The sequence below is a fragment of the Marinobacter sp. es.042 genome, from assembly GCF_900188315.1.
Taxonomy (GTDB): Bacteria; Pseudomonadota; Gammaproteobacteria; order Pseudomonadales; family Oleiphilaceae; genus Marinobacter.
Genome location: NZ_LT897781.1, coordinates 2345909 through 2372428 on the forward strand (window position 1 = coordinate 2345909; position 26520 = coordinate 2372428).

23 protein-coding genes, 2 tRNA genes, 2 rRNA genes and 1 other RNA gene are annotated in these 26520 nt (G+C 57.2%); 3 read left to right on the top strand and 25 right to left on the bottom strand.

Annotated elements, in window-relative coordinates; translation table 11 throughout:
- Positions 1-6: 6 nt before the first annotated feature.
- From mraY to rsmI, 9 genes are all read right to left on the bottom strand, one after another.
- Positions 7-1092 carry a phospho-N-acetylmuramoyl-pentapeptide-transferase gene (mraY, locus tag CFB02_RS11015; RefSeq protein WP_008176520.1) on the bottom strand — a complete coding sequence of 362 codons (1086 nt, stop codon included), beginning with the start codon at positions 1090-1092 and terminating at the stop codon, positions 7-9.
- Positions 1077-2465, bottom strand: coding sequence for a UDP-N-acetylmuramoyl-tripeptide--D-alanyl-D-alanine ligase (locus CFB02_RS11020; protein ID WP_088558041.1), 1389 nt, complete (start codon positions 2463-2465; stop codon positions 1077-1079). Before CFB02_RS11020 ends, mraY begins: the two co-directional genes overlap by 16 nt.
- A complete protein-coding gene (locus CFB02_RS11025) occupies positions 2462-3946 on the bottom strand; it encodes a UDP-N-acetylmuramoyl-L-alanyl-D-glutamate--2,6-diaminopimelate ligase (protein WP_088558042.1) in 1485 nt (494 codons plus the stop codon). Before CFB02_RS11025 ends, CFB02_RS11020 begins: the two co-directional genes overlap by 4 nt.
- Before the next feature lie 4 nt (positions 3947-3950).
- A complete protein-coding gene (locus CFB02_RS11030) occupies positions 3951-5690 on the bottom strand; it encodes a peptidoglycan D,D-transpeptidase FtsI family protein (RefSeq protein ID WP_088559226.1) in 1740 nt (579 codons plus the stop codon).
- A 34-nt stretch (positions 5691-5724) separates the two neighbouring features.
- Entirely contained in the window at positions 5725-6129 is a 405-nt protein-coding gene (gene ftsL, locus CFB02_RS11035; protein ID WP_088558043.1) for a cell division protein FtsL, read from the bottom strand.
- Positions 6130-6131: 2 nt separating this feature from the next.
- Positions 6132-7115 (bottom strand): 16S rRNA (cytosine(1402)-N(4))-methyltransferase RsmH, encoded by a 984-nt coding sequence (gene rsmH / locus CFB02_RS11040; RefSeq protein ID WP_088558044.1) that lies wholly within the window; start codon positions 7113-7115, stop codon positions 6132-6134.
- Entirely contained in the window at positions 7112-7564 is a 453-nt protein-coding gene (mraZ, locus tag CFB02_RS11045) for a division/cell wall cluster transcriptional repressor MraZ (RefSeq protein WP_008176533.1), read from the bottom strand. The genes rsmH and mraZ overlap by 4 nt, the downstream gene beginning before the upstream one ends.
- A gap of 302 nt (positions 7565-7866) precedes the next feature.
- An RNA gene (gene rnpB / locus CFB02_RS11050) (RNase P RNA component class A) lies at positions 7867-8216 on the bottom strand.
- Positions 8217-8269: 53 nt separating this feature from the next.
- Positions 8270-9166, bottom strand: a complete 897-nt coding sequence (gene rsmI / locus CFB02_RS11055) for a 16S rRNA (cytidine(1402)-2'-O)-methyltransferase (protein ID WP_088558045.1) — start codon at positions 9164-9166, stop codon at positions 8270-8272.
- Positions 9167-9241: 75 nt separating this feature from the next.
- Between rsmI and CFB02_RS11060 the strand changes: the two genes are divergently transcribed.
- The 3 genes from CFB02_RS11060 to CFB02_RS11070 are packed head-to-tail and all read left to right on the top strand — an operon-like array spanning position 9242 to position 12162.
- Positions 9242-11170, top strand: a complete 1929-nt coding sequence (locus tag CFB02_RS11060) for a penicillin-binding protein activator (protein ID WP_227519190.1) — start codon at positions 9242-9244, stop codon at positions 11168-11170.
- A gap of 24 nt (positions 11171-11194) precedes the next feature.
- Positions 11195-11560 (top strand): YraN family protein, encoded by a 366-nt coding sequence (locus CFB02_RS11065; protein ID WP_088558047.1) that lies wholly within the window; start codon positions 11195-11197, stop codon positions 11558-11560.
- An 11-nt stretch (positions 11561-11571) separates the two neighbouring features.
- Entirely contained in the window at positions 11572-12162 is a 591-nt protein-coding gene (locus CFB02_RS11070; RefSeq protein WP_008176542.1) for an SIS domain-containing protein, read from the top strand.
- Positions 12163-12207: 45 nt separating this feature from the next.
- On the opposite strand, the gene CFB02_RS11075 is transcribed toward CFB02_RS11070, so the two are convergent.
- The 16 genes from CFB02_RS11075 to CFB02_RS11150 all read right to left on the bottom strand — a co-directional run bounded on the left by CFB02_RS11075 (position 12208) and on the right by CFB02_RS11150 (position 26463).
- Complete coding sequence (locus CFB02_RS11075; protein ID WP_172835863.1) at positions 12208-12624, bottom strand: ClpXP protease specificity-enhancing factor; 417 nt, start codon at positions 12622-12624, stop codon at positions 12208-12210.
- 59 nt (positions 12625-12683) lie between these two features.
- A complete protein-coding gene (locus CFB02_RS11080) occupies positions 12684-13313 on the bottom strand; it encodes a glutathione S-transferase N-terminal domain-containing protein (protein ID WP_014576091.1) in 630 nt (209 codons plus the stop codon).
- Between the two features lie 108 nt (positions 13314-13421).
- Positions 13422-14177, bottom strand: coding sequence for a cytochrome c1 (locus CFB02_RS11085; RefSeq protein ID WP_088558049.1), 756 nt, complete (start codon positions 14175-14177; stop codon positions 13422-13424).
- Positions 14177-15409, bottom strand: a complete 1233-nt coding sequence (locus CFB02_RS11090) for a cytochrome b (protein WP_088558050.1) — start codon at positions 15407-15409, stop codon at positions 14177-14179. The genes CFB02_RS11085 and CFB02_RS11090 overlap by 1 nt, the downstream gene beginning before the upstream one ends.
- Entirely contained in the window at positions 15409-16002 is a 594-nt protein-coding gene (gene petA / locus CFB02_RS11095; protein WP_088558051.1) for a ubiquinol-cytochrome c reductase iron-sulfur subunit, read from the bottom strand. The genes CFB02_RS11090 and petA overlap by 1 nt, the downstream gene beginning before the upstream one ends.
- Positions 16003-16245: 243 nt before the next feature.
- Positions 16246-16638, bottom strand: a complete 393-nt coding sequence (rpsI, locus tag CFB02_RS11100) for a 30S ribosomal protein S9 (protein WP_008176554.1) — start codon at positions 16636-16638, stop codon at positions 16246-16248.
- 12 nt (positions 16639-16650) lie between these two features.
- Positions 16651-17079 carry a 50S ribosomal protein L13 gene (rplM, locus tag CFB02_RS11105; RefSeq protein WP_008176556.1) on the bottom strand — a complete coding sequence of 143 codons (429 nt, stop codon included), beginning with the start codon at positions 17077-17079 and terminating at the stop codon, positions 16651-16653.
- A 193-nt stretch (positions 17080-17272) separates the two neighbouring features.
- Positions 17273-18058 carry a TatD family hydrolase gene (locus CFB02_RS11110; protein WP_088558052.1) on the bottom strand — a complete coding sequence of 262 codons (786 nt, stop codon included), beginning with the start codon at positions 18056-18058 and terminating at the stop codon, positions 17273-17275.
- Between the two features lie 21 nt (positions 18059-18079).
- Positions 18080-19660, bottom strand: coding sequence for a peptide chain release factor 3 (prfC, locus tag CFB02_RS11115; protein WP_008176562.1), 1581 nt, complete (start codon positions 19658-19660; stop codon positions 18080-18082).
- Positions 19661-19748: 88 nt separating this feature from the next.
- A complete protein-coding gene (gene rimI / locus CFB02_RS11120) occupies positions 19749-20234 on the bottom strand; it encodes a ribosomal protein S18-alanine N-acetyltransferase (protein ID WP_088558053.1) in 486 nt (161 codons plus the stop codon).
- Complete coding sequence (locus CFB02_RS11125; RefSeq protein ID WP_088558054.1) at positions 20234-21046, bottom strand: 2-isopropylmalate synthase; 813 nt, start codon at positions 21044-21046, stop codon at positions 20234-20236. Before CFB02_RS11125 ends, rimI begins: the two co-directional genes overlap by 1 nt.
- A gap of 36 nt (positions 21047-21082) precedes the next feature.
- On the bottom strand, positions 21083-22633 hold the full coding sequence (locus tag CFB02_RS11130) for a 2-isopropylmalate synthase (protein ID WP_088558055.1): 1551 nt from the start codon (positions 22631-22633) through the stop codon (positions 21083-21085).
- A 130-nt stretch (positions 22634-22763) separates the two neighbouring features.
- A 5S ribosomal RNA gene (gene rrf, locus CFB02_RS11135) occupies positions 22764-22878 on the bottom strand.
- A gap of 99 nt (positions 22879-22977) precedes the next feature.
- A 23S ribosomal RNA gene (locus CFB02_RS11140) occupies positions 22978-25869 on the bottom strand.
- A 347-nt stretch (positions 25870-26216) separates the two neighbouring features.
- Positions 26217-26292: transfer RNA gene (locus tag CFB02_RS11145), tRNA-Ala, on the bottom strand.
- Positions 26293-26386: 94 nt separating this feature from the next.
- Positions 26387-26463: transfer RNA gene (locus CFB02_RS11150), tRNA-Ile, on the bottom strand.
- Positions 26464-26520: the final 57 nt, after the last annotated feature.

A 26520-nucleotide genomic window follows, 5' to 3' on the forward strand; every position in this document is an offset into this window, starting at 1 on the left:
GCTTTCCTATCTCAGTTTCAGACTGGCAATGCCAATCAGGACCAGAACGACCGTGATAACCCAGAACCGGACAATCACTCGTGGCTCCGGCCAGCCTTTCAGTTCAAAGTGGTGATGCAGCGGCGCCATGCGGAAGATCCGCCGTCCGGTCAGACGGAAGGACGCTACCTGCAGGATCACTGACACGGTTTCCATCACGAACACACCGCCCATGATGAACAGCACAATTTCCTGGCGAACAATCACCGCAACCACACCCAGGGCGGCACCGAGGGCCAAGGCGCCCACATCCCCCATGAAAACCTGGGCCGGGTAAGTGTTGAACCAGAGGAAACCAAGCCCGGCGCCTACAAGCGCGCCGCAGAAAACGATAAGCTCGCCGGTGCCCGGGAGATGCGGGATCAACAGGTAATTGGCGAACTGGGCGTGCCCGGACAGGTAAGCGAAGATACCAAGCGCTCCGGCGACCATCACCGTCGGCATGATTGCCAGACCGTCCAGGCCGTCCGTCAGGTTGACGGCGTTGCTGCTGCCAACGATCACGAAATAGGTGAGCAGAATGAACAGCACCGGGCCAAGCGTGAGGGACACCTGCTTTACAAAGGGCACATACAGGGACGTCTCCTGGGGCAAGGCGGAACTGAAGAACAACACTACAGCCGCCGTAGCGCCGATAACCGACTGCCAAAAATACTTCCAGCGGGCCGGCAGGCCCCGCGGGTTACGTTCCACCACTTTGCGATAGTCATCAACCCAGCCGATTGCGCCGAACAGGAGCGTCACCAGAAGGGTGACCCAGACGTAGCGGTTACCAAGATCCGCCCAAAGCAGCGTACTGATGCCAATGGCCACCAGGATTAGTGCGCCACCCATAGTCGGGGTGCCAGCTTTGCTGAGATGGGTTTGCGGACCGTCATCTCTCACCGCCTGACCAATCTGGTACTGGCTCAGCTTGCGGATCATAACCGGGCCGATGATCAGCGAAATCAGCAGCGCGGTGAGTGTGCCCAGAATTCCACGCAGGGTCAGGTACTGAAACACCGTCAGTGCAGAGAAATACTGTGATAGGACCTCTGTCAGCCAGAGCAGCATGAGTTATTCACCTTTTCTTTAATTCCCTCCACCACACGCTCCATGGCGGAACTGCGAGAACCCTTGACCAGCACTGTCAATGGTGTGTTTTTGTCCCCAATTGCCGATTCAACGGCCTGCTCATGGCTCAGCCCGAGTTCCGTGGACTCGCCAAACCCGTCGGCATAACCTTCACAACCCGGCCCCACGGTAATCAGTCGATCGATACCATGCTCCCGGGCGCACACTCCAACTTCCCTGTGCAACGCATTTGCCTTGGCGCCAAGCTCTGCCATGGCACCGAGTACAGCAATCTTCTGACCTGCACGGTCGGCCAGCACCCCGAGCGCGGCTTTCATGGACGACGGGTTGGCGTTGTAACTGTCGTCAATCAGCGTGATTTCCGGCGACAACTGCAAGACCTGAAGCCGCCCTTTCACCGGCGCAACACTGGCCAGCCCTGCAACAATCGCCTGATCACTGGCACCCAACTCACGGGTTGCCGCGATGGCAAGCAGCATGTTGGTGATGTTGTGATCGCCCTCCAGGCCCAGCGTGACCCGGCATAGCCAGCCGTCCGGGCCGCTCACCTGAAAGGTTCTGGTTCCGGCGTCCTGGCCCTCAATGACTGCGTGATAATCCGCCTCGGCGCCGAGACGGCTGACACCTGCGACGCGGCGGGCCCCGGCACGGGTGCGCCACTGCGCGAAGGCCGGATCGTCACCGTTGAGCACTATCAGCCCCCCTGCCGCAACGCCGTCAATGATTTCGCCCTTGGCCAGGACAATATTCTCGTAGCTGCCAAACCCTTCCAGATGGGCCTCGCCAGCATTCGTGAGAATGGCAACGCGGGGCTTTGCCAGGGCGACGGTATGGGCAATTTCACCCAGCCCACTGGCACCCAGTTCAATCACGCCGTACTGGTGTTCCGGAGAAAGGCCGAACAGCGTAAGCGGAACGCCGATGTGATTGTTCAGGTTGCCTTTTGTTGAAAGCGTCTTGCCCATCTGCGAGAGAATGGCGGCGCACATCTCCTTGACGGTGGTCTTGCCGCTGCTGCCAGTGATCGCGAGGATGGCGGCTGTGCTTTCTTCACGGTTGGCGGCTGCTAGCCGGGCAAGGGCCTCCAGCGTGTCATTCACTACCAACTGAGGCAGAGCCAGGTTGGTATCAGGCGTATCGACCACCAGGCCAACTGCGCCTTTGTCCGTGGCCTGTTGCAGGAAACGGTGGCCATCGAAATTTTCGCCGCGCAGGGCCACAAACAGCTGGCCAGGCCCAAGGGTGCGGGTATCAGTGGAAACCCCGGCGAAGCTCACCGACGCAAGGTCGCCCGCAGTGCACTCGGCGCCCAGCCAACCCTTGGCTTCCGCCAGCGAAAAGGCGCGCATCATGCCACACCCCCATTGAGTTTCAAGACGTGGCGAACCTGCTCCGCATCACTGAACGGGTATTTTTGGCCGGCGATTTCCTGATAAGCCTCGTGGCCTTTCCCTGCGATCAGAACTACGTCGTTTGGCGTCGCCGAACGGATCGTCGACTGAATGGCCTCGGCACGGTCATGGATGACAGAGACCCGGGCAGCGTCCGTGAAACCGGCGAGGATGTGCTGTGCAATTGTTTCGGGGTCCTCACTGCGGGGATTGTCATCAGTAACGACCACCCGATCCGCAAGACTCTCCGCTTCCCGGGCCATTTCCGGACGTTTACCGGCATCACGGTCACCGCCGCAACCAAACACGCACACCAGTTCACCGGTAACATGCGGACGCAGTGCTGTCAGAGCATTGGCGAGGGCATCCGGGGTGTGGGCGTAATCAACCACCACCCTGACACCATTAGCACCCACAAACCGCTCCAGCCTGCCCGGTGGCGGTGTGAGCCGACCCACAGCCTGCTGCACGCGCTCGATCGGCACGCCAAGCGTCAGAACCGTTGCCATAGCCGCCAATACATTGCTCGCGTTGAAACTTCCCATCAGCGGAACCGAAACAACAAACCGGCCCCATTCGCCATCGACCTCAGCTTCAAAGCCTTCGTCGGTTGGTCGGAATTCCCGCAACCAGAGCTCGGTCTGGGCCTCGTGCAGGCTGTAGCGCACGCGATCACATTTGCCGTCCAGCTGTTCGAAGAGCTGTCGACCAAATGGATCATCAAAGTTGATTACCGAAAAATGCAGCTCTTCGCGCTGGAAAAGCTGCGCCTTGGCGGCACCATAGGCTTCCATGGAGCCGTGATAATCCAGATGATCCCGGGTCAGATTCGTGAATACAGCGCCGGTCATCGAGAGGTTATCCACGCGGCCCTGATCAAGGGCATGGGAAGACACCTCCATCACGGCGGCCCGACCTTCCTGTTTCACGATCCGGGACAGCACCCGGTTAACCTGAACCGCATCCGGTGTCGTGTGAGTCGCGGGCTGCAGGGCGCCGGGCATGCCATAGCCCAGGGTGCCGAGGATACCGCAGGGCGTTCCCGTTTCCTTGAGCAGCTGTGCGACATACTGGCAGACCGACGTCTTGCCATTGGTTCCGGTCACGCCAATCAGGCGAAGCCGTTGCGACGGATGCTCGAAAAAGCGGTCTGCGATTCGCCCCACCAGACTGCGCAGGCCAGCGACAGGTACGATCAAGGCACCGTGGTGTTCGGTGCACTCTCCCGCCTGCTGCGCTTCCAGGAGGATGACCGTTGCGCCCGCTGCAATGGCCTTATCGACATAGAAGTCAGCCGGCGTTCGGGCGCCAGAGAGGGCGATAAAGGCATCGCCGGAGGCGACTTCCCGACTGTCGGTTTTCAGTCCGTGGATGGTCACGTCAAACACCGACGGAACCGCTACGATACCCTGCAATAACGTGCTGAGAGATGTGATGCTCATAGGCCTACCCTCGCTCTCCGGATGCAGAAGCAGCCATTTCGGCCTCTCCCACTTCCAGTTCAGGCTTCACATTCAACAGTCGCAGTGCGTCACTCATTACTCGTGAGAATACTGGCGCGGCCACTTCACCACCGTAGTATTCTCCGGACTGCGGCGCATCAACGGCCACAACCGTAACCAGCCTGGGGTTATCAATAGGCGCCATACCGGCAAAAATCGCCTTGTACTGGCTATCCTCGTAACCCTGGGCCCCAACAAGATGAACGGTCCCGGTCTTGCCGCCGGCCGAGTAGAATCCCGGCTGGGCCCGCTTTCCAGTACCCTCTGAAACAGCCTGACGCAGCATATTGCGAACCTGGAGGCTGACTTGCTCCGAAAGCACTCGCTGCCCCTCTGGCTTCTTGTCCTGCCGGACCAGGCTCAGGGGATAGCGCACGCCACCATTGGCGATCACCATATAGGCCTGGGCCAGTTGAAGAGCGTTCACGCTCATACCGTATCCGTAGGACAGTGTCGCCTCTTCCACGGGGCGCCACTTGGGTGGCGATGGCAATACGCCCACGGCTTCGCCGGGAAAACCGATCCCCGTTGGCTGGCCAAGCCCCAGACGGGCGTAGAGATCGCGAATCACATCGCCGCCAAGGTCGGTAGCAATCCGGCTGATTCCAACGTTGCTGGATTTGACGATGATCTCGGTCATATCCATGACGCCATAGTTGCGATGATCCCGGATGGTGAAACGACCGAAACGTCGAAAACCCGGGTTGGTATCAATGGTGCTGTTAACCGAGTAGCTGCCGGATTCCAGAGCAGCCGCCATGGTGATCGGCTTCATGGTTGAGCCTGGCTCGAACAGGTCGGTGATAGCCTTGTTGCGAAGATTTTGCGCTGCGAGCTGACTGCGGTCATTGGGGTTATAGGACCCCTGGTTGACCATCGCCAGGACCTCACCGCTATCCACGTCGAGCATGACCAGCGTACCCCCTCTGGCATTATGAGCCGCCACGACAGCCTTGAGTTCCCGGTAAGCCAGGTACTGGAGGCGCAGGTCGATGCTGAGGGCGAGATTCTGGCCGGGACTGGCATCGCGAATCAGGGTCAGATCCTTGATAATCCGGCCACGGTTGTCTTTCAGGACCCGCTTCCGGCCGGTTTCACCGGACAGCCACTGGTTGTAGGCGAGCTCGATCCCTTCCTGCCCGCGCTCGTCGATGTCGGTAAAGCCCACAACGTGAGCGGTCACTTCGCCTGCGGGGTAATAGCGACGGTACTCCTGACGGGTGTATATCCCGTCAATCTCCAATTCGAGAACCTTTCTGGCCAGATCCGGCTGAACCTTGCGGCGCAGATAGATGAATTCCCGCCCGGAGTATTCTTCAAGACGCCGCCGGAGAGAGGCTTCATTGATATCGAGCAGCCGCGCAAGGTTGGTGAGTCGCGCCTCGGAGGGATCGGCTTCAGAAGGATTCGCCCAGATGGTCTGCACTGGCGTACTGACGGCGAGAGGCTCGTCATAACGATCGGTGACAACACCACGATGAGCATCAATACTCTCAACCCGGATCGTACGGACATCACCCTGCTTGCGCAGAAAATCATTATCCACGACGTGGAGGTCGACCAGGCGCCAGCCAAGAACACCCACCACCAGGAGAAAGACGCCCACGACGGAGCCAAAACGCCAGGCTGCCAGCCCGGACGCCAAACGCTGCCCCCATGTTGTCTTCTTTCCCTGATCGGACACGTCGATCACCCTGAATCGTTGTTGTTCTCGTTGATTACCGGCTGGTAACCGGCGACATCAGTGGCACCAGCACAATATCCTGACGCCCCGGCACCACCATGCCGAAACGCTCAGCCGCCAGATTTTCGACCCGGCTATGAGCGCTTAACGCACTCTGCTCGAGCAGAAGCTGGCTCCATTCGCTCTGATAACGGTCGCGTTCGGACTGAAGTTGCGACAGCGTGTTGAAAAGCTCCCGGTTCTCGTGGGCGCTGACCACCACGCCAATAGAGGAAGCCAGCAACACGGCTACCAGACCGAGCGAGACAAGCACCTTGCCCTGCTTCGTGGCAGCGAAAACCTGCCTTGAGATACGGACCGCGGTTGCAACACCGTCCCGGACCTTCTGCTTGTTGAGCTTCGCCGTTTTTACCGGCTCTTCAATGGCAACAGCGCCCATGGTTACGCGCTCCCCTGCGAGTTTTTCCTGATATCGGTGCGTTCGAGCACCCGCATGACTGCGCTGCGGGCACGTACGTTGTCACTTACTTCTTCGGCGCCGGCCTTGCTGGCTTTGCCAACGAGCCGGAAGTCCGAGGCTTCCTGTTCCGCGGTTACAGGCACTCCCTTGGGCAGCTGTGGCCCGCGCGCCAGATCCCTCATGAACCGCTTGACCAACCGGTCTTCCAGCGAATGAAAACTGATGACCACCAGACGCCCTCCCGGAGCGAGGTGGTCAACAGCAGACTGAAGACCCACTTCCAGATCTTCCAGCTCCCGGTTGATGAAAATCCGGATTGCCTGAAAGGTCCGGGTAGCCGGATGCTTGTGCTTTTCCTTTTTCGGGACCGCCTCGCTAACCAACTCTGCCAACTGGCGAGTGGTTTCGACCGGCGCTTCCTGCCGACGCTCGACCAGTAGCCGGGCAATACGCCGCGAGAATTTCTCCTCGCCGTAACGGAAAATCACGTTTGCGATATCCGACTCGTCCGCTGTTGCAAGCCATTCGGCGGCACTGGGCGATTGTTCGGTATTCATGCGCATATCCAGTGGACCATCACGCATGAAACTGAATCCACGGGAGGCATCATCAAGCTGCGGCGATGACACGCCGAGATCCAACAACACACCATTCACTGTCTGCCAACCCTGACCGACCACCGCAGCGCCCAGCTCCGCAAAAGAACCGTGGAAACTGTGGAACCGGTTATCCAGGGCTTCCAATTCCTTTGCCGCGCGTATCGCCTCGGGATCCTTGTCGATACCCAGCAACCGCGCTGACGGGCCGAGGCGACCCAGAATGAGGCGGCTGTGACCACCCCGTCCAAAGGTGCCATCCACGTAATAACCGTCGGGGTCGTTGACCAGATAGTCGACCGCCGAATCCAGGAGCACCGAGCGATGCGAGTACGCCGCCCCGGCCTCCTGGTTGCGATCGGTGGTCATAGGGAAAGCGCCTCCATCTCGGGCGGCATGTCTTCGTCATCAGAGGATTCATCCAGCCAGGCAAACCAGCGCTCTTCACTCCAGAGCTCGAGCTTCTTGCCTTGCCCGATCAACATCAGCTTTTTCTCCAGATGGGCATAGCTTCTGAGGGTTGGCGGAATCAGAATGCGCCCGGCCGAATCCAGCTCCATGGGCGCAGCATTACCCAGAATCAGACGCTGCAGCCGCCGGGCCGCCTTATTCATGTTGGGAAGCGCCTCGATCTTGGGCCGCAGAACTTCCCACTCGGGCTCTGGATAGACCAGCAGGCACCGCTCCTCGTCAGCGTTTGCTGTCAATACAATGCGCCCGCCACAGGCCTGCGCGAGCTCTTCGCGCACCTTGGAGGGGATCGCCAGGCGACCCTTCGCATCCATATTGATGGCATGACTGCCGAGAAAATTACTCATTTACGCTATCTCTGGGTGCCCGATATCCACAAAAAACCACTAGAAACCACTTTTTCCCACTTCTGCACACTATAGAAACACGCAATACACAATGCAAGCGCCGCAAACAGCGCCACACTTGCAAAAGTTCCTTTTATGACAAGAGGTTACAGCGGCGGATTCGATGAAATGGTGAGATTACGGAAAAGAAAAGAAGTAAAATCAAATACCTGCAAAAAAGTCTGAAGACTGCAAGTGAGGTTTAAGATTTTTTGGCTATAAAGGACATCTGTTGAGAATGACGAATGTCACAGGAAGGGAAAAAAGCGAGCTCGCCGATAAGCCGGGTTCTGTCGTGGACAGTCATTCATCTAGGGCCTGCGTCACCACAGGCCTCAAGCAACCTACCCGAATCCAGCGCGGGCCACGCCATTGGATTCCTATTTGGTCTTGCTCCAGGTGGGGTTTACCATCGCCGTGGACTGTTGCCAGCCACGCGGTGCGCTCTTACCGCACCGTTTCACCCTTACCGGCGCCCGAGGGCGCTTAGGCGGTATACTTTCTGTTGCACTTTCCGTCGGCTCGCGCCGCCCAGGCGTTACCTGGCACCTTGCCCTGTGGAGCCCGGACTTTCCTCCCCCGGAAAACCGGCGGCGACTGTCTGGCGAGCTCGGGCGAGACAATACTCCTGCGCCCAGAGCCTTGCAAGGGAAAACGCCACTGTACTCAGCTGTCTTTGAGCGCCAGTGCGCGCTGGTACAGCTCATTTTTCGACAGACCGGTCAGCTCCGACGCCATTTTGGCGACCTTCTTCACCGGAAGCTCTGCCAGCAAAACCCGAATTACACGATCTACATCCATGGTAGCCGCGTCATTATTACCGGGTTGCGCCATCGCACCTCGAACCATGACCACGAACTCCCCCCGGGTTCCGTGGGGATCCTGCTCCAACTCTGCCAGAACCTCCGCAACCGAACCGGAATAGAAGGTTTCGAAGGTCTTGGTGATTTCCCGCCCCAGAACCATCTCACGATCATCGCCGAGCACCTCGGCAATGTCCCGCACCGATTCCAGAATCCTGTGAGGGGATTCATAGAACACCAGAGTAGCCGTTTCACTGGCCAACGGTTCAAGACTGGCCCTGCGACCCGAGCGCTTGGCAGGCAGAAACCCCACATACAGAAAGCGGTCCGTCGGCAGGCCGGCCGCGCTCAGAGCCACCACCAGTGCACAGGGACCCGGAATCGGGCTCACCCGATACCCCGCAGCCCTGGCGTCTCGCACCAGCACGTACCCTGGATCGGAGATAAGCGGTGTACCGGCATCGGAGATCAGCGCCACATCGCGCCCGGCCTTAAGCTCAGCGAGGATACCGGCAGCGCGATCTTTTTCGTTGTGGTCATGCAATGCGATCATTCGTTTCTGAATGCCCAGATGGCTCAATAGCCGGCCACTGTGGCGCGTATCCTCTGCCGCGACCACATCAACGTGGGCCAGGGTCCGGGTTGCTCTTGGCGACAGATCATCAAGGTTGCCAATCGGGGTGGCAACAACATAAAGAGTGCCGCCCAATTCATCCCTGCGGCTATCGGACGACGGGAAATCGCTGACCTCGTTTTTCAAAGCGTGCGCCTCTGTGATGGGGTATCCGGGAGCGTGACAGTTACGTCATGTGAATTAACCCCGGAGCTGTTAAACTTGCCAGCGTTAGTCTGGCGCTACAAGCCCAATCATCCGGAGTATGTCGAGCCTGCCATGTTAAAGATCCGCATTCATCAACGAGCCCTGGCCAGCGTATTTACTGCCGCCCTTCTGTCGGCGGGCTGCGCCACCGTGAATCTCGAAACCCACGTCGCGCAAACGGCCGACCAGGCCCTCGAGCTTGCCGGCAACGAAGATAATATCGAGACCGCCCAGGCCTACCTCCTCCGGATCGCCAGCAGGTTCCAGGACCAGGGCAACCACGTGGCAGCACGAACGCTACTCCAAAGTTCGCAACTGGCGCAACCGGCTGCGGGCCTTGGCAACCAGAAACTCCTGCTGGCCATGGCAAGCGCCAAGGCCCTTGAGGACGAACCCTGGGCAGAGGCGCTTGCCGCCGCACTCACGCCGTCGAGCTTTATCGACTACCCGGCCGACCTGATGGCCCGGGCCGCCAACCTGCAGGCAGACACTTATGACCTGGCGGGCAAGCCGATGCCTGCTGCCATGACCCTGATCCTGCTGGCCCAGACGGATAACACCGCAGATGCGCAACAGATTCATAACCGCATCTGGTCCCTGCTGGAGAAGGTGCCGGGCACCGAGCTGAGCTCGGCCTCTGCCGAAGCGATTGGCTATGAAGCCCAGGGCTGGCTGGAGCTGGCAAACCTGGTGCGCACTGCGGAAACCGGCATAGACGAGCAGGGCCGACTCATCCGGGGTTGGCAAAACAACTGGCCCGGCCATCCCGCCGCCCAGGTTCTGCCCTCGGAACTCCAACTTATCGCCACACTGGCGGACAGCCGTCCGGAAAGAATCGCCCTTGCCCTGCCTCTCCAGGGCCCGCTGGCAACGGCGGGCAAGGCCATCCGGGATGGTTTTCTGGCAGCGTACTACCTGGATGACACTGCTGACCGGGGCAAAACCGACATTCGGATCTTTGATACCGCCGGCACGTCTTTCAGCGAACTTTACAAGCAGCTATCGGAACAGGATATCGACCTGATTGTCGGCCCCCTGGAAAAAGAGGCACTGGCAGGACTGGGCTCAATGAACACGCTGCCCGTACCCGCTCTCGGGCTGAATTACCTGCCTGCAGATACCAATCCTGCTGACGGACTTTACCAGTTCGGTCTCTCGGCAGAGGACGAGGCCCGGCAAATTGCCGACCGGCTTGCCGCAGAACAGCTGCGCCAGGTTCTGGTGCTTATCCCCGGCGGCGAATGGGGCGATCGCGTTGAGGCTGCATTGCTCAAACGCATGGCGTCCCATGAAGGCGTTGCCCTGGATATCGAGCGCTTCTATCGCGAAGACAACCTCAGGGCGGTAACGGCTGACCTGCTGGGCATCACCGTTTCCCGCGACCGGGCCATCCAGGTTGAACGCACCATTGGCATGAATGTCGAATTCGAGCCGCGTCGCCGGCAGGATGCCGACGCCATCGTAATGGTGGCAGAACCCACTGTTGCGCGGCAATTCAAGCCGCTTTTCGCCTTCTATTTCGGCGGAGACCTGCCTGTGTACTCGCCTTCCATTATCTATGAGGGCACACCGGCACCTTCACGGGACCGCGACCTGAACGGCGTTATTTTCACTGATATTCCCTGGGTACTGGGCGACGACAATGAGCTGCGCACGCGAGCCACTGAGAATCTGCCCGGAACCCGCGGCCAGCCCGGGCGCCTTTTCGCCATGGGCGCCGATGCGTGGCACCTTAGCAAACGCCTGCCGTTGCTGAAACAGGTCGAAAGCGCCTCGATATCAGGCCAAACAGGTGTCCTGACCATGACGCCCGAGGGCAGCATCCATCGGGAACAACTCTGGGCCCAGTTCCGCAACGGTGCTCCCGAGTTCATCCCTGAACCGGTAACCGAAGAGGGAGAGATGGAAGGCGCTCAAGAGGAAGCCGCACCCCTCAGCGAATAACACCAAAGGAGCAAAACAGTCGCCATGGATGGCACCAAAACCCTGGGTAACCACTTCGAGGGCGTTGCAGCCCGTTACCTCGCCAGTCGGGGCGTCCGGATCATTGAGCGCAATGTCTACAATCGCGGCGGCGAGATTGATCTCGTCGGACAGGAAGGTGAAACTCTCGTATTCTTCGAGGTCCGCTATCGGGGCGCTGGCAGCCTTGTAGATCCTGCAAGCTCCATCAATTACCTCAAACAGAAACGCCTGATTCGCGCAGTCTCGTTTTACCTGCACCGGAACGGGCTCTGGAACAGTCTCTCACGGATAGATGTGGTTGCCATCAGCCCGGGTACCGTCAAAAAATACCGGGTACAATGGATCAGGAATGCAATTCTGGCAGGATAGTGATACCGAAAATGACCGACACCGAACACCAGATCAACCAGTGGTTCGCAAGCCATATGGAGCATACCGCGCAGGCCGCGAGTACGGCCGGCCCTGCTATCGAGGAGGTTGCCAATGCCTTCGTGGAAACCCTGCTCCAGGACGGGAAAATAGTTACCTGCGCCAACGGTAATGCCAACATTCTGGCCCAGTACTTCTGTACCGCTCTTCTGAACCGGTTCGAACAGGACAGGCCGGCACTGCCCGCCATCAATCTCGGGGCCGACGCAACGACCTATTCGGCCATCTGCCGGGATAACCGTTTCAACGATACCTTCTCCCGCCAGGTGCGGGCGATTGGCAAACCCGGGGACCTGTTGTTCGTGATCGTCGACGATGGCCACAAAGCTAATCTTATACAGGCTATCCAGGTTGCCCATGATCGGGAAATGAGTGTTGTGGTTCTGAGTGCCAGGGAGAAATCGGACATAACCTCTTTATTGCATCCGGAAGACCACGAAATCGCCCTGAACGATCTCAGTCCCACGGAGGCTACACCCCTGCTGTTGCTCATTATCAATGCCCTTTGCGGGCTGATCGACGCAAAAATCTTCGGAGGATAAAAAAAGCCAGCATAAGCTGGCTTTTTCAGACCGAGTGCGCTGGCGTTATTTCACAACCTTGAGGGTAGGCCTGCCGGAGGGTCGATCCTCCTGACCAGGTGACGCCTGCTCACCATCCCGCTCCCTTGAGGTTCCGTCAGGATCGGGAGAGCCCGGCTCACTGCCGAAGACCATGCCCTCGCCGTTTTCCTTGGCGTAGATTGCCATCACCGCCTGCAACGGAATAAACACCTGCATGGGCACGCCACCGAAACGGGCACTGAATTCCAGCGCTCCATTCCCGATGACCAGGCCGCGCACGGCGCCCGGGCTGATATTCAGCACAATCTGCCCGTTCGCGACATGCTCTGTTGGCACCTGCACACCCTGAATGCCTGCGTCCACTACAATGTAGGGGGTACAGTCATTGTCCAGAATCCACTCATTGAATGCTCGTACCAGGTACGGACGGCTGGACGTCATGGTGTTTTTACTCTCAGCCACTGCCACTCTCCTGCTCCGGCAAGCGGAACGTTACCAAATCAGCTGCGAATGTCTTCTTCCAGATCTGACAGGCTTGCCTTGAAGCCATCCCGACTGAAGATGCTCTCCATGTACTTCTGCAGCGGCTTGGCCTGCTTCTCATTCAGCTCAATACCCAGCGACGGAAGACGCCACAGGATGGGAGCAATGCAACAGTCCACAATGGTGAACTCTTCAGACAGGAAAAACGGCATCTCACCAAACAGCGGCGCCGTTGCCAACAGACTTTCCTTCAGCTCTTTGCGAGCTGTGTCGGACGCCTTGGCGTTCGGCTGAGCCAGAATCTGGTCGACCAGGCCACACCAGTCTTTCTGGATCCGATGGATCATCAGACGGCTGTTGGCTCGCGCCACAGGATACACCGGCAATAAAGGCGGATGCGGGAAACGCTCGTCGAGGTATTCCATCATGATGTTGGGCTCATAGAGCACAAGATCACGATCTACCAGCGTCGGCAGGGCGTTGTATGGGTTCAGGTCCGCCAGTTCAGCCGGCGGGTTATCCGGATCCACATCAACGATATCGACGGTAACACCCTTCTCTGCCAGAACAATACGCACCCTGTGGCTGTAATGGCTGGCCGGATCCGAGAAAAACGTCATTGATGACCGCTTGGTCACAACGCCCATAGAACTACCTCACGAGTAAACAAACCGAAATGATCCTGAAAAAACGCAAAAATCCAGCGGGCCGGTTATGCCCGCTGGAACTCAGGGGACGGGATTATACCCTATTTCTCAGTGTACGTCCTTCCAGTACTCACGATTGAGCAGGTAAGCGAACACGAAGAAGATGGCCACGAAGATCAGAACAAAGATCCCCAGGCGCTCACGCTCAAGCTTGATCGGATCACCCATGTACGACATGAAGTTGGTCAGATCGTACATAGCCTGGTCAAACTCCGCTCCCGACATGCTGCCTTCGATAGCGTAATCCGGGCATACGTCCGCATTATTGATGTTGCCACTCAGAGGCTCAACGCTGGCCGGGGTACCGATATTGGGCTCAACCGCACACAGACCCTGCATGCTAACCAGAACGTGAGGCATACCCACTGCCGGGAATACCACGTTGTTCACGCCCAGCGGCCGGGACTCGTCCTTGTAGAATCCACGCAGGTAGGAGTATACCCACGCCTCGCCACGCAGGCGGGTTGACAGCGTCAGGTCGGGAGGCGGCGCACCGAACCAGTCTGCCGCCATATCCTTATTCATAGAATTTTTCATCAGCTCGCCAATTTTCGCGCCGGTGAAGATCAGGTTTTCCTCGAACAGCTCGTCGGGAATCTCCAGATCATCGGCGACTCGCTTGTAGCGAGCGAATTCCATGGAATGGCAGCCCATGCAGTAGTTTGTGAACAGGGCTGCACCGCGCTGCAGAGACGCCTTGTCAGCGTGATCCGACTCGAAACTATCCAGCGGAACGGTCGGCCCGGCTGCCAGCCCAAGAGCTGGCAGGATTGCGATGAAAAGACCAAAAATCAGCTTTCTCATTATCCTGTCACCCTCTCTGGAACTGGCTTGGTTTTCTCCATGCGCGTGTAGAACGGCATGAGGATAAAGTACAGGAAGTACAGTACCGTCAGAATCTGGGCGACCATAGTGCGGCCTTCAGTAGCCGGCACAAGACCGAGGTAGCCAAGGATGACGAAGCTTACTGCGAAAATCGCCAGAGCAGTCCGGCTCAACCAGCCTTTGTAGCGCATTGAGCGCACCGGGCTCTTATCCAGCCAGGGCAGGACGAACAGGATAGCGATCGCCGCACCCATTACCACGACACCCCAGAACTTGGCATCAAGACCGAACAGGTCAATCGTCACCGCACGCAGCATTGCGTAGAACGGAGTGAAATACCAGACAGGCGCGATGTGCGCGGGCGTTTTCAGCGGATTAGCGGGCTCAAAGTTCGGCTTCTCGATGAACAGACCACCGCCTTCCGGGAAGAAGAACACCACAATAAAGAAGATGAAGAAGAAAACGCCGACACCCATGAGATCATGGACCGTGTAGTAAGGGTGGAACGGAATGCCGTCTTTCGGAATACCATTCTCGTCTTTGTTCTTCTTGATATCGATACCGTCGGGGTTGTTGGAGCCTACCTCGTGCAGCGCAAGGATATGCAGTACAACCAGACCAAGGAGAACGATTGGCAGCGCCACGACATGCAGGGCGAAAAAGCGGTTCAGCGTGATACCGGATACCAGGTAATCGCCCCGGATCCAAAGTGCCAGATCTTCACCGATTACAGGAATCGCACCAAAGAGGTTAACGATAACCTGCGCGCCCCAGTAGGACATCTGACCCCAAGGAAGCAGGTAGCCCATGAAGGCTTCCGCCATCAGCACCAGGTAGATCAGCATGCCGAAAATCCAGATCAGCTCACGCGGCTTCTGATAAGAGCCGTACATCAGCCCCCGGAACATGTGCAGATAGACCACGACGAAAAATGCGGACGCTCCTGTGGAGTGCAGATACCGCAGCAGCCAGCCCCACTCGACATCACGCATGATGTATTCGACAGAGGCAAATGCACCTTCAGCCGACGGATTATAACTCATGGTGAGCCAGATACCGGTGACCAACTGGTTGACAAGAACCAGCATCGCCAACGAGCCGAAGAAGTACCACATGTTGAAGTTCTTCGGCGCGTAGTATTTGCCAATATGTTTGTTCCAGGCATCGATGACCGGAAGCCGCTCGTCTACCCAGTGAAGTAATTTGCTCATTACGCTGCCTCCGGATCAAGACCAACCGTAAGGGTCGAGTCATCGTCGAAACGGTACGGCGGCACCAATAGGTTTGAAGGTGCAGGCTGTGCCGCATAAACCCTTCCGGCCATGTCATAGCGAGAACCATGGCAAGGACAGAACAACCCACCCAACCATTCATCGCCCAGGTCTGCCGGTGCAACTTCCGGACGGTAGGACGGAACACAGCCGAGGTGTGTGCATAAACCCACCAACACGGCAAACTCCGGCTTCAGCGAGCGAAGAATCCCGTCGATATACTCAGGCTGTTGCGGGGCTTCGGAGTTCGGGTCTTTCACCCGATCGTTGAGCTTTTCGATGTTGTCGAGCATCTCGTCTGTTCGGCGAATGATCCACACCGGCTGCCCGCGCCATTCCACCGTAATCTGCTGACCCGGTTCAATTTTGCTGATATTGACGGTTACCGGTGCACCGGCCGCTTCCGCTTTTGCACTGGGATTCCATGACCCCAGGAACGGAACCGCCGCACCGACGACGCCGACTCCACCCACCACAGACGTAGCACCGATCAGAAACCGGCGCCTGCCTTGGCTCACGTCGCCATTACTCATTATGGTTTTCTCCCATCAGGCGATGTCACAGCCCGCAACGCAGCCGGCAATGTGCATCTAAAAGGACTTCACAACCCAAAAATATAAGCGCCCAAATGGTAATGAAATTACCAAGGGCTTACAAGTCGGAAAGCCGCCACTGGCGCCCCACCCCTGTTCCAGATCAATTTGCTGACAAATCACTGGAACATAAAAAAACCCGACCGAAAAGGGCCGGGTTTTCCAGGATCTGCTCCAGCGGAATTAACGCTTGGAGTACTGAGGACGCTTACGCGCCTTGCGCAGACCCACTTTCTTACGCTCGACTTCACGCGCATCACGGGTAACATAACCCGCTTTACGCAGCGCCGGGCGCAGAGTTTCGTCGTAATCCATCAGGGCGCGGGTCAGACCGTGGCGAATTGCGCCGGCCTGGCCACTGATACCACCACCCTTAACGGTAATGTTGATATCAAAACGATCGGTAGACTCGGCAACCACCAGAGGCTGACGAACGATCATGCGCAGGGTTTCGCGACCAAAGAAATCTTCGATGGTGCGACCATTGATGGAGATGTTACCGCTTCCCGGCTTGATAAAAACCCGAGCCGTGGATGTCTTGCGGCGACCAGTACCGTAATTTTGTGCTACAGACATATCCGCCTTCCGTTAAATGTCGAGTTCTTTGGGCTGCTGGGCTGCGTGAGGGTGCTCAGCGCCGGCATAGATTTTCAGCTTCTTGAACATGGCGCGACCGAGCGGTCCCTTTGGAAGCATGCCTTTGACAGACTTCTGGATGATTTGCTCGGGTGCCTTGTCGACCAGCTTCTCGAAGTTGATGGATTTGATTCCACCCGGAAAGCCGGTATGACTGTAGTACATCTTGTCAGATGCTTTCTTGCCGGTAACCCGCACCTGGCTGGCGTTGATCACTACAATGTAATCGCCAGTGTCTACGTGGGGGGTGTACTCAGGCTTATGCTTGCCCCGCAGACGAAGGGCGATTTCGGTTGACAGACGACCCAGCGTCTTGCCGGCTGCGTCTACAACGTACCAGTCACGCTTTACTGTTTCTGGTTTCGCACTCAGAGTCTTCATTGATTCCGCCTTGAACGCTATATAAGAAACGTTAAAAACCACCGCCGGTAAATGCAAGGCATCCGGAGGGGGTTCCATACCTGTGTTGCGTTGCCATCATTCGGGGCTGAGATAATGACATCGCCTTGAAAAGCCAGGGCGCGAAGTATACTCGAACCACCCAGGAAAGCCAACCCTGTGTCGATTCGTTTCGTTATTCCCCTATACCGGCAGCCGCCCAACCGTAAAGCTGCGACACGTTCTCCAGAAGCGCCGGCGCCAGATGCTCCGGCGACGTGCCACGGATCTCCGCGAGCGCGTCCAGAATATCCGGCAGATAGCGCGGGGAGTTCTCTCCCTGTGGCACGCCTTCCGGCGCCATGTCCGGGGCGTCAGTCTCAAGCACCAGCGCCTCCAGCGGCAATTTTGCGACTGCGTCGCGGGTCTTTCGGGCCCTGGGATGGGTGATCACGCCCCCTACCCCGATAAAGCACCCAAGATCAACCAGCTTTGCGGCCTGCTGGAAGCTTCCGCTGAATCCGTGAATCAGTGCTCGACCATGCCACTGGCGACGATTGAGCACACCGTGAACTTCGTCATGGGTCTTGACGGAGTGGATCACCAGCGGCAAATTCAGTTCGTCAGCCAGCGCCACCTGGGCTTCAAACCAGGGCAACTGCGCTTCGAGACTTCCCCGGATTCGATCGAGTCCGCATTCACCGATTGCCACACAGCGGTCGGGACGACCCTCCAGCAATCGGCGAAGCCGAGTCAGATCTTCTTCAGAATGCTCTTCCACAAACCAGGGGTGAATGCCGAGACAGTAAAACAGACCATCATGAGCCAGCGCTGTCTCGCGGACGCGGTCCCAGTCCGGTCGCCGGACACCGGGTATCACCAGCCCCCGGAGTCCGCGCGATCGGCCCTGCTCAAGCTCGTTATCGCGGCGGCCATCAAACTGGGGGAAATCAAAATGGCAATGGGCGTCGATCAGCTGCACAGTAACCTCCGCCCGGAACCGTTAATGCTCGCGGGTCTTGTGGAACTGGATGTCCGGATACCGCTCCTGGGCCAGGTTCAGGTTGACCATGGTCGGAGCAATGTAGGCCAGCCTGTCACTCCCATCAAGGGCCAGGTTGTCGTTGTTCTTGCGCTGGAACTCGTCAAGCTTGCGCTCATCGCTGCAGGTGACCCATCGCGCAGTAGCCACGTTAATTGGCTCGTAGATGGCCTCCACCTTGTATTCGCTTTTCAGGCGACTGACCACCACATCGAACTGCAGCACACCGACCGCCCCGACGATGAGATCGTTATTCCGCAGCGGCCTGAACACTTGGACGGCGCCCTCTTCGGACAGCTGTATCAGCCCTTTCTGGAGCTGCTTGGCCTTGAGAGGATCCTTCAGGCGAATCCGGCGGAACAATTCGGGCGCAAAGTTGGGGATGCCGGTGAACTTCATGTCGTCGCCGGCGGTAAAGGTATCACCCAACTGAATGGTGCCATGGTTGTGCAGGCCGATAATATCGCCGGCAAACGCCTGCTCGGCGTGTTCGCGGTCGCCGGCCATGAACGTCAGCGCGTCGGAAAACCGGACTTCCTTGCCAATACGGACATGGCGGGCCTTCATACCCTGGTTGTAACTGCCAGAGACAATGCGGAGGAAGGCAACACGGTCACGATGCTGTGGATCCATATTTGCCTGAATCTTGAATACGAAGCCCGAGAACCCGTCCTCGGCCGGCTGGACCAGTCTCTGGTCGGTTTCCCGCGGTTGCGGCGCCGGGGCCCACTCCACCAGACCATCGAGCATGTGGTCCACGCCGAAGTTACCCAGTGCGGTACCAAAGAAGACTGGCGTCAGTTCACCGGCAAGAAAAGCTTCTTGATCAAACTCGTGGGACGCGCCTTTGACCAGCTCAATTTCATCACGCAGATCGCCGGCGTAAGCGCCAATCGCCTGATCAAGCTCGGGATTGTCCAGCCCCGAGATAACGCGCTTGTCCTGAATCATATGGCCCTGGCCGGACTGATACAGAATAACCTCGTCTCGAAGCAGGTGATAAACCCCTTTGAAGCTCTTGCCCATACCGATGGGCCAGGTGATCGGTGCACAGGCAATTTTCAGAACTTCCTCAACCTCGTCCATCAGCTCCACCGGATCCCGGGTGTCCCGATCCAGCTTGTTCATGAAGGTGATAATCGGCGTATCCCGCAGCCGGGTAACCTCCATCAGCTTGATGGTCCGTTCCTCGACACCCTTGGCGCTGTCAATAACCATCAGACATGAGTCCACCGCCGTGAGCGTGCGGTAGGTGTCTTCCGAGAAGTCTTCGTGGCCCGGCGTATCCAGCAGGTTCACCAGCTTGCCACCGTAAGGAAACTGCATGACGGAGGTGGTTACCGAAATACCCCGCTCTTTCTCCATTTCCATCCAGTCGGACTTGGCATGCTGGCCAGACTTCTTTCCCTTGACCGTACCGGCTTTCTGGATTGCCTGTCCGAACAAAAGCACCTTCTCGGTAATCGTGGTCTTACCGGCATCCGGGTGCGAGATAATGGCGAAGGTGCGGCGCTTGGCCACTTCCTGGGAAAGGTTAGACATAATCGAAAAGCAACCTGAATCTGATGTTCTGGAAAAGGCGGCCATTATAGGCCCTAAGCCGCTGTGACGCTAACTCGCACTGAAGCGGTCAATGGCCGAGATCACGCATCAGAACCCGGGCATCCTCCCGGCCGTTGGCAGCCGGATAATACCCGGGGCGCTGGCCGATCTCGTGAAAGCCTTCATTCTGGTACAACGCTATAGCGGCATGGTTGCTGACCCTGACTTCGAGCAACAGCTGGGACATGCCTTCGTGAGCTGCGGTTGCCAGAGCATGCTTCAGAAGATAGCGACCGACACCCTCACCGCGGGCTCCCGGGTGGACGCAGATATTCAGCAGATGCGCTTCATCAACCATGTAGGCCACGATAGCGTACGCCGTGAGTTTGCCCCCATGGCAGGCACCCCAGAGCCGGTAGTTGTCCTTGAAACAATCCAGAAACACCGATTCGCTCCAGGGGTGCGAATAACCCTGGCGCTCTATATCGAGCACATCCGGGACATCCTCGGGCACCAGGGGGCGCACAATAAGGTCGGCATCAAGAACTTTTTGGTAGGTTTCCGGATAAGGCATTAACGGGCGACCATAGGCCGTATCTGTTGCCACAGGGAGCGCTTCAATGTCGGGTTGCCGGCAATCTCAGCAAGGGTGTGCGGAAACCGGACCGCTGCGTCGTGTCCAAGGGCTTCGCTCAGCCAGCTCTTTTCTGCATCCGCTCCACCCTGCAAGACGACAACCTGCTGACGTTCCAGGCCCGACAGAACACTGCGCATCACCTCAACAAAGTCATGGCCGGAGTTCCCGGGCACCAACAGATTGTTGAAGATAGGCCAGGAGACTTGTCCGAGCACTTGAGGCTGCCCCTCACCAAGGCTCTTGAGAATGTTCAGTGCGAGGGTTTCCTGCAGTCGACTGCTGGCATCCGTAGACATGCCTCCAATGAGCACTGCTCCGGCTCCCGCCCAGATCATGACGTTAACGCTTTCAGAGGGGATCCCGGCAGGCTGCTCTGACATCTCCTCTGGCGCTGCGGGCTCCGGAGAGTTCGCAGCGTCGTCCGACACGGCAGGCGATTGGGGGGGCTGTCGAGAGGCGTTGCCTGGCCCGACAGCCTCACCTTCCATCAAGGCCTGAAGATCCGCTATTCGGGCCACGCCTTCGGTTCTATCTGGCCCCGTCGGTTTACGCGGCGAAGGTCGACCGGCATCTCTTACCGGACTGGGTATGGTTTCAGAAGTTCCAGGGACTGGCTCCGGAACCTGACTCTCCTCGGGAAACTCAAAATCCGGGCTTGGCGCCGCGCCGGGCAACGGTTGCCGGGCATACCACATGCGTATCCCCGCTGCTCCCAGATAGAACTGACGCTCTGCTTCCGATCCAATCATTACCTTCGCCTGTCGCGACTCACCGAATAACCATTCTCACACATCCGCGACCTGGGGATGCTGTCGAATTCCGCCCTTGCTGATCAGGTTCAGGGCCTCTATGTAAGCCTTGGCGGACGCGATGATGATATCAGTATCAGCACCCACGCCGTTAACGATGCGGCCACCGCGCTCCAGGCGTACAGTCACCTCGCCCTGGGCATCGGTGCCGCTGGTAATGTTGTTTACGGAATACAGCTGGAGATTGCAGCCCGAATCCACCAGAGATTCGATTGCTTTGAACGTGGCATCGACCGGCCCGCTGCCCTCAGCTTCAACCTTGTGCTCTTTGCCGTCTACGCTCAGCGTGAGGTTGGCTTTGGGCACGACTCCAGTCTCGGAGCAGACCTGCATACAGACCAGGCCATAACGGCCGTCTTCCTCTTTCTGCCGGGTATCGCTGGCGATCGCCTGAAGATCCTCATCGAAAATCTCATGTTTCAGATCTGCCAGCGCCTTGAACCGTGTAAAGGCCTCATTCAGCTCGGTCTCGGTCTCGAACTGAATTCCGAGCTCCAGCAAACGGGTACGGAAGGCGTTCCGTCCGGAGTGTTTGCCCAGGACGAGGCTGTTGGTATGCCAACCAACGTCCTGCGCCCGCATGATCTCATAGGTCTCCCGGTGCTTCAGAACCCCATCCTGGTGTATCCCGGATTCATGAGCAAAGGCATTGGCGCCGACGATAGCCTTGTTGGGTTGTACCGGAAACCCGGTGATTGTAGAAACGAGACGAGACGCGGGCACGATGTGCTGGGCATCAATGCGGGTATCGATATGGAACAGATCCTGGCGGGTACGAACCGCCATGACAATTTCCTCGAGCGCCGCGTTACCGGCCCTCTCACCCAACCCATTGATGGTGCACTCTACCTGTCGAGCCCCCTGGGAAACCGCCGCCAGGGAGTTCGACACAGCCAGTCCCAGGTCGTTGTGGCAATGCACCGAAAAAATGGCCTTGTCCGCGTTTGGAATCCGGTTCAACAACTGACGGATGGTTTCACCGAACTGTTCCGGAATGGCGTAACCGACCGTATCCGGGATATTGATCGTGCTGGCACCGGCATTGATGGCGGCTTCGATGATCCGGCAGAGGAAGTCCAGTTCGGAACGTCCGGCGTCCTCACAGGAGAATTCGACGTCGTCGACATGACTCCGCGCGCGTTTCACTGAGCGAACCGCCTGCTCAATCACTTCATCCGGCTGCATCTGCAGCTTGTGCTTCATGTGAATGGGCGACGTGGCTATAAACGTATGAATACGCCCGCGCTTTGCCGGCCGGATGGCTTCTGCCGCGCGATCGATATCCTTGTCGAGCGCCCGGGCTAGACTGCAGATCGTTGAGTCCTTGATGGACTCGGCGATCGCTTTCACCGCCTCGAAATCGCCCTGGCTGGCAATCGCGAATCCTGCCTCAATAACATCCACCCGGAGCTTTTCCAGCGCTTTCGCAATGCGGAGCTTCTCGGCTTTGTTCATGGTGGCACCGGGACTTTGCTCGCCATCACGGAGCGTTGTATCGAAGATGACCAGGTGATCAGTGGCAGGCATTGGCAGGCTCCATTCTGAGATGTCGTTCGTTATGGGGAGAGTATATCACCGGCCTGCCGTGAGTGAGGCCGTGAATTTCAGGCAATAAAAAACCCCAGCATCGAGGATGCTGGGGTTTTCGGTATTAGGAGCCTGACGATGACCTACTCTCACATGGGCAACGCCACACTACCATCGGCGCTGGTCTGTTTCACTTCTGAGTTCGGGATGGGATCAGGTGGTTCCAGACCGCTATGGTCGTCAGGCAAAACGGTTGATCACTGGGGGACGAGAAGGAACTGAGTGATGTTGATTTCGTTTGAGCGGTTAGGCTCTGCGTTATCCGCAATTGTCTTGGGTGTTATATAGTCAAGCCGCACGAGCAATTAGTATCGGTTAGCTCAACGCCTCGCAGCGCTTACACACCCGACCTATCAACGTCCTGGTCTTGAACGGCTCTTCAGGGACCTCAAGGGTCCAGGGAGATCTCATCTTGGAAGGGGCTTCCCGCTTAGATGCTTTCAGCGGTTATCCTGTCCGAACATAGCTACCGGGCAATGCCACTGGCGTGACAACCCGAACACCAGAGGTTCGTCCACTCCGGTCCTCTCGTACTAGGAGCAGCTTTCCTCAAATCTCCAACGTCCACGGCAGATAGGGACCGAACTGTCTCACGACGTTCTAAACCCAGCTCGCGTACCACTTTAAATGGCGAACAGCCATACCCTTGGGACCGGCTTCAGCCCCAGGATGTGATGAGCCGACATCGAGGTGCCAAACACCGCCGTCGATGTGAACTCTTGGGCGGTATCAGCCTGTTATCCCCGGAGTACCTTTTATCCGTTGAGCGATGGCCCTTCCATACAGAACCACCGGATCACTATGACCTACTTTCGTACCTGCTCGACGTGTCTGTCTCGCAGTTAAGCGGGCTTGTGCCATTACACTAACCGCATGATGTCCGACCATGCTTAGCCCACCTTTGTGCTCCTCCGTTACGCTTTGGGAGGAGACCGCCCCAGTCAAACTACCCACCACACAGTGTCCTCATCCCCGATAAGGGGACCAAGTTAGAACCTCAAACATGTCAGGCTGGTATTTCAAGGTTGGCTCCATGAGAACTGGCGTTCCCACTTCAAAGCCTCCCAGCTATCCTACACAAACATGCTCAAAGTTCACTGTGAAGCTATAGTAAAGGTTCACGGGGTCTTTCCGTCTAGCCGCGGATACACCGCATCTTCACGGCGATTTCAATTTCACTGAGTCTCGGGTAGAGACAGCGCCCCCATCGTTACGCCATTCGTGCAGGTCGGAACTTACCCGACAAGGAATTTCGCTACCTTAGGACCGTTATAGTTACGGCCGCCGTTTACCGGGGCTTCGATCAAGAGCTTCGCGCAAGCGCTAACCCCATCAATTAACCTTCCGGCACCGGGCAGGCGTCACACCGTATACGTCCACTTTCGTGTTTGCACAGTGCTGTGTTTTTAATAAACAGTCGCAGGGGCCTGGTATCTTCGACTGGCTTCAGCTCCACCCGCAGGGGTATCACCTAACACCAGCGTGCCTTCTCCCGAAGTTACGGCACCATTTTGCCTAGTTCCTTTACCCGAGTTCTCTCAAGCGCCTTGGTATTCTCTACCTGACCACCTGTGTCGGTTTGGGGTACGGTCTCGAATAGCCTGAAGCTTAGAAGATTTTCCTGGAAGCATGGCATCAATGACTTCCCGCTCTAGGAGCAGTCGTCGTCGCGTCTCGAGATTGTGGACCCGGATTTGCCTAAGTCCACTCCCTACTCGCTTAAACCGGGACAACCGTCGCCCGGCTCACCTAGCCTTCTCCGTCTCTCCATCGCAGCTATCCAAGGTACGGGAATATTAACCCGTTTCCCATCGACTACACCTTTCGGTCTCGCCTTAGGGGCCGACTCACCCTGCGCCGATTAGCGTTGCGCAGGAACCCTTGGTCTTCCGGCGTGCGGGTTTTTCACCCGCATTGTCGTTACTCATGTCAGCATTCGCACTTCTGATACCTCCAGCATGCTTCTCAACACACCTTCGCAGGCTTACAGAACGCTCCCCTACCCCGCATACAAAGTATGCAGCCGCAGCTTCGGTGACCAGTTTGAGCCCCGTTACATCTTCCGCGCAGGCCGACTCGACTAGTGAGCTATTACGCTTTCTTTAAAGGATGGCTGCTTCTAAGCCAACCTCCTAGCTGTCTGAGCCTTCCCACATCGTTTCCCACTTAACTGGTACTTGGGGACCTTAGCTGGCGGTCTGGGTTGTTTCCCTCTTCACGACGGACGTTAGCACCCGCCGTGTGTCTCCCGGATAGTACTCACAGGTATTCGGAGTTTGCATCGGGTTGGTAAGTCGGGATGACCCCCTAGCCGAAACAGTGCTCTACCCCCTGTGGTATTCGTCCGAGGCGCTACCTAAATAGCTTTCGGGGAGAACCAGCTATCTCCGGGCTTGATTAGCCTTTCACTCCGATCCACAAGTCATCCCCTGGCTTTTCAACGACAGTGGGTTCGGTCCTCCAGTTGATGTTACTCAACCTTCAACCTGCTCATGGATAGATCGCCCGGTTTCGGGTCTATGCCCAGCGACTAAATCGCCCTATTCAGACTCGGTTTCCCTACGGCTCCCCTAAACGGTTAACCTCGCCACTGAACATAAGTCGCTGACCCATTATACAAAAGGTACGCCGTCACGGAACAAGTCCGCTCCGACTGCTTGTACGCATACGGTTTCAGGATCTATTTCACTCCCCTCACAGGGGTTCTTTTCGCCTTTCCCTCACGGTACTGGTTCACTATCGGTCAGTCAGGAGTATTTAGCCTTGGAGGATGGTCCCCCCATGTTCAGACAGGATATCACGTGTCCCGTCCTACTCGATTTCACTAAACTCAGGTTTCGGATACGGGGCTATCACCCACTATGGCGGCACTTTCCAGAGCCTTCTCCTACCAGTTGTCTAGCTTAAGGGCTAATCCCCGTTCGCTCGCCGCTACTTAGGGAATCTCGGTTGATTTCTTTTCCTCGGGGTACTTAGATGTTTCAGTTCCCCCGGTTCGCCTCTTACACCTATGTATTCAGTGCAAGATACCGACCCGAAAGTCGGTGGGTTTCCCCATTCAGAAATGCCCGGATCACAGCTTGTTTGCCAGCTCCCCGAACCTTATCGCAGGCTTCCACGTCTTTCATCGCCTCTGACTGCCAAGGCATCCACCGTATGCGCTTAGTTGCTTGACTATATAACCCCAAGACAACTGATCACGAATTAACACCCATCACCAGGCAAGCCTGATTCAGAGGTTTCTTCGAGACAGCCACTTGAAGTAATAGAACAACCACTTCAACGACAACACCGGATAACGCTTGAAATCGTTATCACTCTGATCAATGAATTCCGGAGATAATGGAATCCATCAATCGTGTTCTATCTCGTCCAATTTGTTAAAGAGCAAATCTGACCCAGTGATCAGAAAGAAGATCTTCAGCGACAACTCTTAATCGAGTCACACAACTGAAAAGCTTGTTTCTGTACACTGCTAACCGAAGTTAGTCAGTTATAAACGCATCGATCGTTCAGGCTTTTTTGGTGGAGCTGAGCGGGATCGAACCGCTGACCTCCTGCGTGCAAGGCAGGCGCTCTCCCAACTGAGCTACAGCCCCAATTAAGCTGCCAGGAATTATTCAGATCTAGGCGTCGAAGTGCGCCGCATAGCCTGCTATGCAAGTGCTTCGACAACGACGAGCTGGATAATTCTGGTGGGTCTGGGTGGACTTGAACCACCGACCTCACCCTTATCAGGGGTGCGCTCTAACCACCTGAGCTACAGACCCAAAAACACGGGCCTGCAACGACCCATCTGCTCTCTTTATTCAGCTAACCAAGTAATT